Source organism: Micromonospora sp. AKA38, from assembly GCF_027925725.1.
In the GTDB taxonomy this organism is placed as follows: domain Bacteria; phylum Actinomycetota; class Actinomycetes; order Mycobacteriales; family Micromonosporaceae; genus Micromonospora.
In genome coordinates this window covers 1,622,858-1,635,158 of record NZ_BNEI01000005.1, presented here as the reverse complement: position 1 = coordinate 1,635,158, position 12,301 = coordinate 1,622,858, and the positions used below count along the sequence as shown (strand labels likewise).

The 12,301-nt window shown below is 72.8% G+C and carries 13 protein-coding genes and 1 tRNA gene; 8 read left to right on the top strand and 6 right to left on the bottom strand.

What is annotated here, in order from left to right; genetic code table 11:
• Nucleotides 1-2 precede the first annotated feature (2 nt).
• From TPA0908_RS24250 to TPA0908_RS24240, 3 genes are all read right to left on the bottom strand, one after another.
• Nucleotides 3-1,196, bottom strand: a complete 1,194-nt coding sequence (locus TPA0908_RS24250; RefSeq protein ID WP_281941596.1) for a helix-turn-helix domain-containing protein — start codon at nt 1,194-1,196, stop codon at nt 3-5.
• Nucleotides 1,183-1,347 (bottom strand): hypothetical protein, encoded by a 165-nt coding sequence (locus TPA0908_RS24245; RefSeq protein WP_281941594.1) that lies wholly within the window; start codon nt 1,345-1,347, stop codon nt 1,183-1,185. Before TPA0908_RS24245 ends, TPA0908_RS24250 begins: the two co-directional genes overlap by 14 nt.
• Before the next feature lie 157 nt (nt 1,348-1,504).
• A complete protein-coding gene (locus TPA0908_RS24240; protein ID WP_281941592.1) occupies nt 1,505-2,650 on the bottom strand; it encodes a helix-turn-helix domain-containing protein in 1,146 nt (381 codons plus the stop codon).
• Between the two features lie 229 nt (nt 2,651-2,879).
• On the opposite strand from TPA0908_RS24240, the gene TPA0908_RS24235 reads away from it, so the two are divergent.
• The 4 genes from TPA0908_RS24235 to TPA0908_RS24220 all read left to right on the top strand — a co-directional run bounded on the left by TPA0908_RS24235 (nt 2,880) and on the right by TPA0908_RS24220 (nt 7,122).
• Nucleotides 2,880-3,905 (top strand): LacI family DNA-binding transcriptional regulator, encoded by a 1,026-nt coding sequence (locus TPA0908_RS24235; protein WP_281941591.1) that lies wholly within the window; start codon nt 2,880-2,882, stop codon nt 3,903-3,905.
• Between the two features lie 202 nt (nt 3,906-4,107).
• Complete coding sequence (locus tag TPA0908_RS24230; protein ID WP_281941589.1) at nt 4,108-5,472, top strand: cellulase family glycosylhydrolase; 1,365 nt, start codon at nt 4,108-4,110, stop codon at nt 5,470-5,472.
• A 352-nt stretch (nt 5,473-5,824) separates the two neighbouring features.
• Nucleotides 5,825-5,898 (top strand) — tRNA-Glu (locus TPA0908_RS24225).
• A gap of 24 nt (nt 5,899-5,922) precedes the next feature.
• Complete coding sequence (locus TPA0908_RS24220; RefSeq protein WP_281941586.1) at nt 5,923-7,122, top strand: RtcB family protein; 1,200 nt, start codon at nt 5,923-5,925, stop codon at nt 7,120-7,122.
• 109 nt (nt 7,123-7,231) lie between these two features.
• Here TPA0908_RS24220 and TPA0908_RS24215 read toward each other — a convergent pair whose 3' ends face one another.
• The 3 genes from TPA0908_RS24215 to TPA0908_RS24205 are packed head-to-tail and all read right to left on the bottom strand — an operon-like array spanning nt 7,232 to nt 8,569.
• Nucleotides 7,232-7,450: a helix-turn-helix domain-containing protein gene (locus TPA0908_RS24215; RefSeq protein WP_107158121.1), complete on the bottom strand. Its 219-nt coding sequence runs from the start codon at nt 7,448-7,450 to the stop codon at nt 7,232-7,234.
• A complete protein-coding gene (locus tag TPA0908_RS24210) occupies nt 7,450-7,929 on the bottom strand; it encodes a DUF2975 domain-containing protein (protein WP_281941583.1) in 480 nt (159 codons plus the stop codon). The genes TPA0908_RS24215 and TPA0908_RS24210 overlap by 1 nt, the downstream gene beginning before the upstream one ends.
• Before the next feature lie 46 nt (nt 7,930-7,975).
• Nucleotides 7,976-8,569: an HD domain-containing protein gene (locus TPA0908_RS24205; protein WP_281941581.1), complete on the bottom strand. Its 594-nt coding sequence runs from the start codon at nt 8,567-8,569 to the stop codon at nt 7,976-7,978.
• A gap of 139 nt (nt 8,570-8,708) precedes the next feature.
• Here TPA0908_RS24205 and TPA0908_RS24200 point away from each other — a divergent pair, with 139 nt between their 5' ends.
• The 4 genes from TPA0908_RS24200 (at nt 8,709) to TPA0908_RS24185 (ending at nt 12,297) form a co-directional block, all read left to right on the top strand.
• Nucleotides 8,709-9,665 (top strand): TolB family protein, encoded by a 957-nt coding sequence (locus TPA0908_RS24200; RefSeq protein ID WP_281941579.1) that lies wholly within the window; start codon nt 8,709-8,711, stop codon nt 9,663-9,665.
• 139 nt (nt 9,666-9,804) lie between these two features.
• The gene (locus tag TPA0908_RS24195; RefSeq protein ID WP_281941577.1) at nt 9,805-10,593 is read left to right on the top strand and encodes a class I SAM-dependent methyltransferase; all 789 of its coding nucleotides are present in this window, start codon (nt 9,805-9,807) and stop codon (nt 10,591-10,593) included.
• 43 nt (nt 10,594-10,636) lie between these two features.
• Nucleotides 10,637-11,647 (top strand): hypothetical protein, encoded by a 1,011-nt coding sequence (locus tag TPA0908_RS24190; protein WP_281941575.1) that lies wholly within the window; start codon nt 10,637-10,639, stop codon nt 11,645-11,647.
• On the top strand, nt 11,644-12,297 hold the full coding sequence (locus TPA0908_RS24185; protein ID WP_281941573.1) for a sulfurtransferase TusA family protein: 654 nt from the start codon (nt 11,644-11,646) through the stop codon (nt 12,295-12,297). Before TPA0908_RS24190 ends, TPA0908_RS24185 begins: the two co-directional genes overlap by 4 nt.
• Nucleotides 12,298-12,301: the final 4 nt, after the last annotated feature.

The window sequence follows — 12,301 nt, the reverse complement described above, 5'->3', positions numbered from 1 at the left end:
CGTCAGCGGGTGAGGCCGACCGCCGTCGCCAGGTGCGTCACGCCGGCCGGCGCGGGTCCGCCGCGCGCCACCTCGGCGAGCACGGTACGCGCCGCCGGCCGCATCCGGACCTCGGCCGGCGCGAGCCGGTCGGCCTCGGTCAGGGCCCGGCCCGCCCGCAGCAGGTCACCGATCTGGAGGTACGCCCGCGCGGCGTCGACCAGGTGCGCGGCGCGGTGCTCGACGGGCAACCACCGCCAGCCCTCCGACCGGATGGCCGTCTCGTGCCGGCTGACCGCCTCGCCGCCGTCGCCGAGTTCGACAGCCACCGCCACGTGTGCCACCTGCACGGCCGCCGGCCCGAATCCGTCGAGGTGGGGGTCGAGCCGGGGGTCGGCCCGCCCGGCGATCCCGGCGGCCACCCCCAGCCACTCCGCCGCGCTGCGCGCGTCGCCGCAGGACGCCGCCGCGAGCGCCGCCTCGACCCACAGCGTCCCGGACAGCGCCGGTTCGACGGGCGACCCGGGGCGCGCCGCCACCCCGATCCGGTGCGCGGCGGCGACGGTCACCGTCGTCGCCAGCCGCCCGCGTCCGGCGGCGCGCAGCGCCTGACCGAGCGGCACCGCCGCGACCGCCGTCCACCTGGGACAATCGGCGGCCACCGTCACCGCCCGGTCGGCCGCCAGCCACGCCAGATCCGGCTCACCGAGCTTCACCAGCACCGACGCCGTGATCCGGTACGCCCGCACCAGCAGCCCGTCCGTACCGTCCCGGCCACCGGCGGCGTACGCGTGACGGGTCGCGTCGAGCAGCTCGGGCACCAGGTGCAGCACCTGCGGATAGCGCGCGTGCCGGTACGCCGAGCAGGCATGATCCACCCGTCGGCCCAGCTCGTCCGTGGCCGTCGACGACCGGCGGTCCGGGCCGGCCGGGCACAGGTCGTAGCGGGCCAGCGCCGTGCGTACCCCGTCCACCCCCTCGTCGGCGCGGGCCGGCGGTGGCTTCTCCCCGCCGAGCAACGCCGCCGGTTCCACCCGCAGCACCCGGGCGACATCCTGGATGACGGAGAACCGGTCCAGGGCGCGCACGCCGCGTTCGACCTTGTCGACCCAGCTCTTGGACTTGCCCAACCGGTCGGCCAGCATCTGCTGGGTCATCCGACGCCGGACGCGCCACTGCGCGACGCGGCGGCCGACCGGCACCTCACCGCCGGTCATGCCGCCGGTCCGGCACCGCCCGCGTGGTCTCCTCGACCGGTATCCGGTCCGCCTCGGCCTGCGCGAGCAGCCGCTGCCGCGCCGCCTCCCGCTCGGCGGCCTGAATCTGCTCGCCCCGGCTATCGGCGGTCTTGCGCTTCGACCTGTCCACGTGTCCTCCTCCGGAGGCATGCCGGTGCTGCGAAAGGACCCGATCACCGCCATGCCGAACGACGGACGCGGCTCGCGATGGAATGCTGCTCGACGAGCCAGGCCCGGAGATCAGCATTCAGTCGTCGGGCAGTGACGTTCGAGCACCGCCGCGTCCGCTATCTGCGTGCGGACAACGTGCGGACGGCGGCCTCGGCCTGGTCGATGAGCGTGGCGGTGCGGGTGACACGTCCGAGAATCCGGACCCGTTCATAGATGTCGAACGCCTCGTCGGCGTCCCCGGTGTCCGCGAGCGCAGCCGCCAGGCGCAGGAGATAAGGTCCCGTCCACGCGGCGCTGGCGGACTCCGCCGGCAGCCCGGCCAGCCCTCGCCGGAGGTGGTCGATGGCGTCCGCGTCCCGGCCGAGCAGCCGGTAGGCGAGCCCACGCTGCATGGTCAGGTAGGCGGGCGAGTGGAAGTAGATCCACGGCGGCTCCCGGTCGGGTGCCCGACCGGCAGCCTCGTGCAGTTCGGCGGCTCGATCGAGCAGGGCGATGGCGGCACTCGTCTCACCTGTCAAGGCATGACCACGGGCCTGCTGCTGGGTCGCTATCGCTCGCACGCCGGGGCTTGCCGGCTGCCGGGCCGCCGCTGCGGAAAGGTCGACGACCGCATCCGCACGGCGTTCCGACCAGGCCAGATGCCCCCGCAGGCTGAGTACGGTGGCGACCATGTCCGGGTTGCCGGCTTCCGTGCCCCACTCCAGCGCGGTGCCGTACCAACGCCCGGCGAGACGACGCTGATCGCTCGCGGCGTACAACCAACCGCCGAACTGTGCCCACTGCGCGGCGACGTCAACCACCTGTGGCCGGAGAACACCGGCGGTCTCGGTCACCAGCGTGATCATCATGTCCAGTTGGGCACGGATCGTTGGCAGCAGCGACGTGGAGCCGAGGGTGTCTTCGAGCCGGCGGTGGGCGGTCAGCGAATCCGCCAGGGCATGCAGCGTCGCGGGATCGATCCGGCGCGGATGCCGGGCGACGTAGGCCAACCGCTCCGGATCTGCCGAGGAGGCCACCGGGCGCCGCATGCCGGACAGCAGGCCGTCGGCCCCGAGCGCGGTGTCGAGCCGGGTGGCCAGGTCGATGGTCGGTTGACGTCGCCCCGTCTCCAGGTCGTGCAGGTGTCCCCGGCTGGACAGCACGAGTGGAGCGAGCTGCCGCAACGATAGCCCCGCCGACATGCGGAGCCGGCGCAGCTCTGCACCGAATCGACCATCCCAGACAGGTGACACGGGCGGCACCCCCAACCGGTCGCGGACCAACCCGCCAGGCGCACCACGGGCAGCCACTTCGGACGGTACACCTCTGGTCACCGATGTGTGACTGCGCGCGCCGATCGGAGAGCCGACGTGGGGGCCGGCCGGACCGGAGCGGGTCGCCCGTCCACGCGATGGTGGCGGTAGATTCGTCAGGTGGTCGTCCTCGACGTTTCCGGGTCCCGGAATGGAGCGGGCCGCCGTGCCGGGCCGCGCTTCTGAGGGTCGGGGCGGCATGCGGGAGGTGGCCCGGGTCGCGGGTGTCTCGGTCTCCACCGTCGCGAACGTGTTGAGCCGGCCGTCGATCGTGGCCGCCGAGACCCTGGCCCGGGTGCAGGCCGCGATCGAGGCGGTGGGCTACGTGCCGCACGGGCCGGCTCGGCAGCTACGTGGCTTGCCGAGCCCGGTCGTCGGGAGCGTCACGCTGGATCTGGCCAACCCCTTCTACGCGGAGTTGAACCGGGGTATCGAGGACGGGTTGGCCGAGGCGGGCTGCGTCATTCTCGCCTGCAGCACGGACCTTCGGCGCACGCGTGAGCGGCGACTGCTCACGCTACTGCACGCCCAGGCGGTGCGGGGCATCATCATCTCGCCGATCGACGACGACCCGGAGCCGCTGCTGCGGCTGAGCCGCGACGGGATACCCGTCGTCCTGGTCGACCACCCGCGCGGCCGGCTGGACCTGTGTGCGGTGACCGTGGACGACCTACTGGGCGGGCGGTTGGCGGGGGAGCACCTGGTCGCGCTCGGCCATCGCCGCATCGCCTTTCTCGGCGCCACCGTCGATCCTGGTCCGGTGCTGGCGCGACGGGAGGGCGTGCGGCAGGCGGTGGCGGCGGCCGGCCTGGACCCGGCGGTGTCGTTCGTGGACGTCCGTCTGCGGTTGCACCCGCCTCCGCTGCTGGACGCCGCCGCGCAGGCGGCGAGGCGACTGGTGGATCGGGCGGCGCCACCGACGGCGGTGGTGTGTGTGAACGACACCGCCGCGCTCGGCCTGCTGGACGGACTGCACGCGTTGGGACTACGCGTTCCGCGGGACATCTCCGTGGTCGGCTACGACGACCTGCCGTTCGCGCGGCGGCTGGCGCCCGCGCTGACCACCGTCCACCAGCCGCCGTACCGGCTCGGCCGGGCCGCCGCGGAGTTGTTGCTGGACGAGTCCCGACCGGGCCACACCCACCGGGAGACGCTTTTCCAACCGTCGCTGGTGGTTCGTTCCTCGACCGGGCCGCCTGGCACGGAGGCGGCTGGCGACCGCTGACCGCCCGCCGTATATAGACGGACACCTATTGCCCTGTCGGATGCGGACGGATAGGGTGGGGAAACCGTCCGAGCGCCCGAGCCGGCCTCGTCGCAGCATCCTCTTACAAACGTCACAATCGCGTCGCGTACGGCCGTCGAGCGGTACGTCAGGGCAGGCGCGTCACACCCCGGCACCTGCCGGGCTCAACGCGAGGTAGATCATGAAGAGAAGACTCATCGCGGTCGGCGCTGCCCTGCTCGCCGTCGCCGCGTCGGTCCTGATGTTCGTTCGGCCCGCGGACGCCGCGGTCGGACTGCACGTCAGTGGCCGTGCCATCGTCGAGGCCAACGGAGCGCCGTTCGTGATGCGCGGGGTGAACCACCCGCACGTCTGGTACACCGGCCGGACGAGAGCGTTCGCCGATGTCAAGGCGCTCGGCGCCAACACCGTGCGGGTGGTGCTGGGCAGTGGGAAGCGGTGGGGACCGTCCAGCGACGTCCCCGAGGTGATCGCGCTGTGCAAACAGAACCGGCTCATCTGCGTCCTGGAGGTGCACGACACCACCGGCTACGGCGAGGAGGGGGCCGCCGCCTCACTGGACGAGGCGGTCGACTACTGGATCGGTCAGAAGAGCGCGCTGGTCGGGCAGGAGAGGTACGTCGTCATCAACATCGGCAACGAGCCGATCGGCAACGTCAACGCCGCCCAGTGGACCGACGCCACCGCCGCGGCGGTGCGCAAGATGCGCGCGAACGGGTTCGAGCACCTGCTCATGGTGGACGGACCGAACTGGGGCCAGGACTGGCAGCACGTCATGCGCGACAACGCCCAGACGATCCTGGACGCGGACAGCCGGCACAACACGGTGTTGTCGATCCACATGTACTCGGTCTTCAACAACGCCGCCGCCATCACCGACTACCTCGACCTCTTCGAGTCCCGCGGCTGGCCGCTGGTGATCGGCGAGTTCGGCTGGCAGTTCGCACCCGGCGAGGTGGACCACGAGACGATCCTCGCCCAGGCACAGGCCCGGGGCCTGGGCTACCTGGCCTGGTCGTGGAGCGGCAACAGCGATCCGATCCTCGACATGGCGACCGACTTCGACCCCGCCCGGCTCACCACCTGGGGTCAACGGATCTTCAACGGCGTCAACGGCATCAAGGCCACCGCGAAGGAAGCCACCGTCTTCGGAGGTGGGGGCCCTACCTCGACTCCGTCGCCCACCGGCACCGCCACTCCCGGCCCGACCGCGACCCCGACCGCGACCCCGCCGCCGACCGGCGGCCGGAGCTGCACGGCCACCTACCGGGTCGCCGGTCAGTGGCAGGGCGGCTTCCAGGCCGAGGTCCAGGTCAAGGCCGGTGGTGCCGCGATCAGTGGCTGGACCGTCACCTGGACGTTCGCAAACGGTCAGGCCGTCACCCAGGCGTGGAACGCGACGGTCGGCAGCAGCGGGGCCGCCGTGACCGCGCGTAACGTCGGCTACAACGGCAGCCTGGGTGCCGGGGCGAGCGCCACCTTCGGCTTCCTCGGCTCGTGGAACGGCACGAACGGCGTACCGACGCCGTCCTGCTCCGCGACCTGAGACCGACCGGGTGCGGGCCGCCTCCACAGGTGGCCCGCACCGGGCTCTCGTCAATATCGCGTTGCCGGGCCGGACTCCGTGGTCGTACCGTGAACGGGCAACGTCAACCGGTTCCAGTCCTCAGGAGCACGCCGTGTCGCAGCAGAATCGCACCCGAGCCGAGCGGCCCGTGCCGCGCGCCGGTGCCCTGCTGCCCGAACCGGGCCGCGGTGGCCGCCGGGAACAGCGGCGGCAACCGGGGTGGTGGCGCGTCTAGCGCCGACGCGACGATCCGCGCGAACCGCCCGCCCCAGACCGGAGCCGGGCGGTTCTCCGTGTCCGGGGCGAATTCCCGGGACGTCCGTCCCGGCACGGGCCGTTGGAGCAAATGGGCAGCTCACCCGGTTCTCGCCCGGGAGGCTACGGGTTCGAGTCCCGTACGGCCTACATCCCACGAGCAAGGAGACGATCATGGGTTTCACCCCGCTGGCCGGTACCCGGGCGCCGGTCCGGGTCTGGACCGACCCGTACGCGATCGAGGCGCAGGCGGCCCGGCAACTGCGCAACATCGGCGCGCTGCCCTGGGTGCAGGGCGTCGCGGTGATGCCGGACGTGCACTTCGGCAAGGGCGCGACGGTCGGCTCGGTCATCGCCATGCGGCAGGCCGTCTCGCCGGCCGCGGTCGGCGTGGACATCGGCTGCGGCATGTCCGCGGTGCGCACCTCGCTCACCGCCGCCGACCTGCCCGACGACCTCGGGCCGCTGCGGTCGGCGATCGAGGCGGCGATCCCGGTCGGGTTCGCGATGCGCGACGACGCGGTCGACCCGCGTCGGGTCCGGGGTCTGGAGCAGGCCGGCTGGGTCGACTTCTGGCGTCGGTTCGGCACGCTCGACCGGAAGGTGGCGCAGCTCGAGACGCGGGCGCAGCGGCAGCTCGGCACGCTCGGCGGCGGCAACCACTTCATCGAGGTCTGCCTGGAGCAGGGCGGCCCGGACGACGGTCGGGTCTGGCTGATGCTGCACTCCGGTTCCCGCAACATCGGCAAGGAGTTGGCCGAGCGGCACATGGCGGTGGCGCGCGGGCTGCCGCACAACACCGACCTGCCCGACCGTGACCTGGCGGTGTTCCTGTCCGGCACGCCGGAGATGGACGCCTACCGCCGGGACCTGTGGTGGGCGCAGGAGTACGCGCGGCGCAACCGGGCGGTCATGCTGGCGCTGCTCTGCCAGGTGGTCCGGGACGCGTTCCCGCGGGTCGGCTACGACGAGCCGATCTCCTGCCACCACAACTACGTGGCGGAGGAGCGGTACGACGGCGTGGAGGTGCTGGTGACGCGGAAGGGGGCGATCCGGGCCGGCGACGGCGACCTGGGCATCATCCCCGGCTCGATGGGCACCGGCTCGTACGTCGTGCGCGGCAAGGGCAACCTCGACGCGTACTGCTCGGCGTCGCACGGCGCGGGGCGGCGGATGTCGCGGGGGCAGGCGAAGCGGACGTTCAGCACGGCCGACCTGGCCGCGCAGACCGCCGGCGTGGAGTGCCGCAAGGACGCCGGGGTGGTCGACGAGATCCCGGCCGCCTACAAGGACATCACCGAGGTGATGGCCCAGCAGGAGGACCTGGTCGAGGTGGTCGCCCACCTCAAGCAGGTCGTCTGCGTGAAGGGTTGACCGGCGGGGCCGGCGTCGAGGGGGCGCCGGCCCTACCGGGTACGCCGGGCGACGCGCACGGCGACGCCGAGCGCGACGGCGAGGACGGCCAGGGCGGTGAGCGCGTATCTCATGCCTCCTCCCCGTCGGCGACCCATTCGAGTAGGTCGCCGGGTTGGCAGTCGAGGACCCGGCACATGGCCTCCAGGGTGCTGAAGCGGACGGCCTTGGCGCGACCGTTCTTGAGCACCGCGACGTTGGCCGGGGTGAGCCCGACCCGCTCGGCGAACTCACCGACGCTCATCTTGCGTTTGGCCAGTTCGACGTCGATGCGGACGACGATGGGCATCAGATCACCGCTTCCATGTCGGTGCGCAGCGTGGTGGCCTGCCGCAGCAGCGCACGCATCACCACCATCAGCAGCCCGAGCACGCTGACGCCGGTGGTGAGCAGGAACAGCAGCAGCGGCAGTCCCGGGTCGTTCGCGTGGAACCCGACGTAGAGGAAGACGGCGACCAGGCTCGCCCAGGCGGCGGCGACGGCCCAGACGATCCCGTCGACCCAGGCCAGGGACGCCTCGGTGAAGATGCGGTCGGTGCGGACCAGGGTGAGCAACTGCCAGGTGCACACGATCACCACCTGCACGCAGAGCACCCAGAACACGGTCACGGCGGTGGCCGGCCAGCGCAGGTACGCCATCTCCGGGTCCTCCCGGGCCAGGTGCGCGAACTGGCCCGGCAACGACATGGTCTGGAACAGCAGCAGAATGCCGAACAGTAGGACGAGGAAGGCACGCAGTGCGGTCACCGCACGCTCGGTAGTCACCATGCATCGACTATCACTCGGAAGCTATCGAAAGTCAATCGGTTCAGAATCAGTCGTGCACCGGATGCTCGGCCTGGAAGGCGAGCCGGTGGTCCGCGCCGGCGGCCAGGTCGGCGAGCACGTCGTCGAGGTCCAGGAACGTCTGCCAGGGCTCCTGCCCGGTGATGTCGGCGAGCCGGTCCACCACGAGCTGCTCCAGGTCGGTGACCCGGCGGCCCTTCCACACCTTGTCGGCGAGGCTGACCAGCAGATCCTCCAACTGCACGCCGGGGGAGTGCCAGGCGGCGTGGGTGACCGCGAAGCGGGCCCGCTCCTCGGGCACGCCGAAGCGCAGCAGCAACTGGTAGCCCGCCTCCTCGTGCGCGGAGCCGGGACCGGTCAGCTCGGCCGGGTGCTCGACCTTGCCGAGGTCGTGCACCGCGGCGCCGAAGAGCACCGCCTGCCGGTCGAACGGCACCGCGGCGAAACGCTCGGCGAACGCGGCGGTGAGGTGCCAGGCGACGTCGTGCACCAGCCGCAGGTGCGCGCCGAGCCGAGGCGGCGCGGACAGGGCGGCCAGCAGTTCGACCGCCACCCCGGGCAGCGGGAGCAGCGGCGGGTCACCCGGTTCGGTCAGGGCGCGGCGCAACGCGTCGGAGGTCACCGGGGCGAGGGTACCGGGCGTCGCCGCCGCTCACCCCGCGTCCTGGCCGAGTGGCCGACGGTGAACGGTCCGCTCGCCCGATCCCGGCGTCTCCGTCCTGTCAGGAGGGTGGAGCGATGTCTACCACGGGGGATTTCGCATGATCGAGTTGAACCGTCGTCATCTGCTGCGCGCCGCCGCCTTGACCGGTGTGGCCGCCACGACCGGACTGGCCGGCGGGACGGCCGCCGCGACACCGGCCGCCGCCGCCGAGACCGTCAACGGGCCGTGGCTGGTCAGCGTCGGCTGGGGCGTGCGCCAGGTCGACCCCGGCCGCACCACCCCGCGCTGGCTGCTGGAGGACGGCGACAACGCCAAGACCTCACCCGACGGCCGGTACGTGGCCTGGGAGAACACCGCCTGGTCGGGCGACGGCACGCTGCTGCCGTACGTGGCGGTCCACGACCGGGTCACCGGCCAGAAGCGCACGCTCCTCGCCGACCCGCCCGGCGTCCACTACGGCGCCCCGACCTGGTCGCCGGACGGCCGGGAGATCGCCCTGGTCACCGGCGCGCAGGACGACACGCTGATCGCGGTCGACGTGGCGACCGGCGCCACCCGGGTGCTGGCCCAGGGGCACGTCATGCGGGACCCGGACTGGTCCCGGGACGGCTCCATGATCGTCCTGCACTGGCTCAGCCGCTCCGAGGGCTGGCAGTTGCGGGTGCTGGAGCTGGCGACCGGCACCGTCCGGCGGCTCTACACGCCGCAGGCGGGAGAACGGGTCAGCGGGCCGGTGTTCACGCCCGACTCCGAGCGCGTGGTGTTCTGCACCACCCGCTGGTATCCCGACCGGGACACGTACAACCAGTCCCTGGCGTCGGTGCGGCTCGGCGGCACCGGGTTGAAGAAGCTCACCGACCAACCGCGGTTCTACCTGTCGCCGGTGTTCTCCCCGGACGGCCGGTACTGCGCGGCGCTGTCCATCCCGCCGGAGAACACCGAGCCCGACGGCGGCAACATCATCGTCTCCACCAGCGGCTTCGGTGAGCCGTGGTGGATCCCCGGCGACGAGTACGACGACTCCTCCCGGCTGGACTGGGCGCGGGCCATCTGACCCACCCGGACGACGCGGCGGCCGGACCACGGCCGCCGCGTCGGCGTATCCGGGGTGGAGATCCCCGCAACCGGGCGCGCGCGGTGCGAGGCTTGGGTGGACGCCGCCGACGGGGCCGGCGACCGCTGTGGAGGGTGCGATGGCCGAGCCGCCGACCGGGACTTCGGCGCACCGCGCGCAGGCGCACGGCCGGCACGCCAACCACCACAGCTACCACGACGGCGCGCAGGTCGACGGGTACGTCGACGACCCGTACCACCGGGTGCGCCGCGCCGTCGCGGCCCGGCTGATGGCCGACGGGGTGACCGGCGACGGACCGGTGCTGGAGTTGGGCTGCGGGTCGCGCGGCATGCTCGACCCGGCCGCGCTGCCCGGCCCGCTCGTGCTGGCCGACATGGCCGAGACCGCGCTGGGCACCGCCCGGCGGGCCGCCGGCGGGCCGGCGCTGCCGGTCTGCCTGGACGCCACCCGGGGCCTGCCGTTCCGGGCGGGCAGCTTCGCCGGGCTGCTCGCCGGCGAGCTGATCGAACACGTCTACGATCCGCTGGCGCTGCTGCGGGAGTGCCACCGCGTGCTGGCCCCGGACGGCCTGCTGGTGCTCACCACCCCCAACCTGGCCCCGGTACAGGACCGGCTGGCCTTCCTCGCCGGCCGGGCGCCGCGCCAGGTCGACCCGCTGCACCCCTACCTCTGGCTGCACATCCGCCCGTTCACCGCGTCGCTGCTGCGGCGCACGCTGCGCCGCGCCGGGTTCCTCCCGCTGGCGATGCGCTCCAACGAGGTCGGATGGCGGCTGCCGGGCGGTCGCTGGGTCACCTCGCGGTGGCTGGCCCGGGCCGCGCCGGGTCTCGGCGGGTCGCTGATCTGCGCCGCCCGGCGACGCGGCACACCGCCGCCACCGGCGAAACGGGGCGTGATCGCGCATTGACAAAGGGCTATCATGGAGGCTCCGTCGTCGACCGGGGGATGTCATGGCGCGCCTGCTCGGCTGGGTCGTCAGCAATCTCGACGCGTTCATCGGTCTGCTGCTGGCCGTCACGGTCGCCGTCCTCGGCCTGACCAACACCGTCAGCCAGGACGTGGTCAACAGCGCCATCCTGCTGGTCCTCGGCCTGCTCGCCCAGGCGGTGCTGCGCGACCGGCTGCGCCGCCGGACCGCCGAGCAGGAGGTCCGGCAGGTCATGGTGGACGTCCGCGCGCGGCTCACCGACCTGGTCCCGCCGATGGCCGCGCTCACCGGCCCGGAGGGCGCGCTGACCCGCTCCCGGGAGGCGATCCAGAGCGCCTCCATGGTCCGGGTGCTGCACGGCAGCGAGGTCGGCCAGGCGCTCGACGAGGCGCGGCAGCACACCGACCAGTGGCACTTCAAGGGCGGCACCGGCACCTACCTGCGCGCCGTCACGCTGCCCGAGTGCCTGAAACACGCCCGCCGCCGCAACGCCACGCTCAGCCTCGCCATCGAGATCATCGACCCGACCGACGAGGAGGTCTGCGAGCGGTACGCGTGGTTCCGGCGCAGCCTGGAAGCCGACGAGCCGACCGAACCGAAGGAACCGTGGACGGTCGACCGCACCCGCAAGGAGTCGTACGCGACGGTGCTCGCCGCCTGCTGGCACATGCAACGCTCCGGCCTGCTCACCGTCGACATCCGGCTCTCCGCGCAGATGACCACGTTCCGCTACGACCTCTCCTCCTCCTGTGTGGTCATCACCCAGGAGAACCCGCAGACGCCGGCGCTGCGCATCGACCGCGGCGAGGTCTACTACAACCGGTTCAACATCGAACTCGACTACAGCCGCCGGCAGAGCCGCCGGGTGCCGATCGAGTCCGCCGGCCAGGTCCGCCTCGACGACGAGCCGTCCGTCGAACAGGTCCGCCGGCTGTTCGCCGCGCTCGGGCTGACGCTGCCCCGGTCCTTCGGCGACCGGGAGGTCGGCGAGATCGTGCGCAAGGCCCTCCAGGCGAGGAACCCGTACGCATGACCAGCTACGCCGACCTGGCCCGCGAGATCGACCGGGGCACCCGGCCGGAGCTGCTGCGCGACTGGGTGCTGCACGTGCTCGCCGACGTCGCCGACGGGCGGCGACCACTGCGGGCGGTCCGGCACCCGCTCGGCTTCACCTGCCTGCCGGTGGAGCGTGACGGCCCCGACGGGATCTGCGTGCACGCCTGGCCGGCCGACCCGCCGCCGGTGCGCCCCACCACCTCGGCCATGCACTCGCACAGCTGGGACCTGCTCAGCCACGTGCTGTACGGTACCGTCCGCAACGAGCTGATCGACGTCACCGACGCCCCCGCCGACCCCTCCTGGCGGATCTACGAGGTGCACAGCCTCGGCGAGGTCGACGAGGTGGCCGCCACCGACCGTCTGGTCACCGCGATGACCGCCACCGTGGAGACGCACACCGCCGGCGACTCGTACGCGCTGCGCGCCGGTGGCTTCCACACCTCGGAGGTCGCCGCCGGCACGCCCGCGGTGACCGTGGCGCTCGGCCGGACCACACCCGGCGCGTGCGACCTGAGCCTCGGCGCGGTGGACGGGCGCAGCCACCGGGTCCGCCGGGACCGCTGCGACGCGGCGGAGACCGCGCGGATGGCGCGGGAGATCGCGCGACTGGTGGCACGGGGCTGACTGG

Excerpts from the sequence above, each read along its gene's own strand:
- TPA0908_RS24190 (WP_281941575.1), top strand. The coding sequence starts at position 10,637 with ATGGCGCGCCTGCTCGGCTGGGTCGTCAGCAATCTCGACGCGTTCATC.
- TPA0908_RS24200 (WP_281941579.1), top strand. The coding sequence starts at position 8,709 with ATGATCGAGTTGAACCGTCGTCATCTGCTGCGCGCCGCCGCCTTGACC.
- TPA0908_RS24230 (WP_281941589.1), top strand. The coding sequence starts at position 4,108 with ATGAAGAGAAGACTCATCGCGGTCGGCGCTGCCCTGCTCGCCGTCGCC.
- TPA0908_RS24235 (WP_281941591.1), top strand. The coding sequence starts at position 2,880 with ATGCGGGAGGTGGCCCGGGTCGCGGGTGTCTCGGTCTCCACCGTCGCG.
- TPA0908_RS24185 (WP_281941573.1), top strand. The coding sequence starts at position 11,644 with ATGACCAGCTACGCCGACCTGGCCCGCGAGATCGACCGGGGCACCCGG.
- TPA0908_RS24210 (WP_281941583.1), bottom strand. The coding sequence starts at position 7,929 with ATGGTGACTACCGAGCGTGCGGTGACCGCACTGCGTGCCTTCCTCGTC.
- TPA0908_RS24250 (WP_281941596.1), bottom strand. The coding sequence starts at position 1,196 with ATGACCGGCGGTGAGGTGCCGGTCGGCCGCCGCGTCGCGCAGTGGCGC.
- TPA0908_RS24195 (WP_281941577.1), top strand. The coding sequence starts at position 9,805 with ATGGCCGAGCCGCCGACCGGGACTTCGGCGCACCGCGCGCAGGCGCAC.
- TPA0908_RS24215 (WP_107158121.1), bottom strand. The coding sequence starts at position 7,450 with ATGCCCATCGTCGTCCGCATCGACGTCGAACTGGCCAAACGCAAGATG.
- TPA0908_RS24220 (WP_281941586.1), top strand. The coding sequence starts at position 5,923 with ATGGGTTTCACCCCGCTGGCCGGTACCCGGGCGCCGGTCCGGGTCTGG.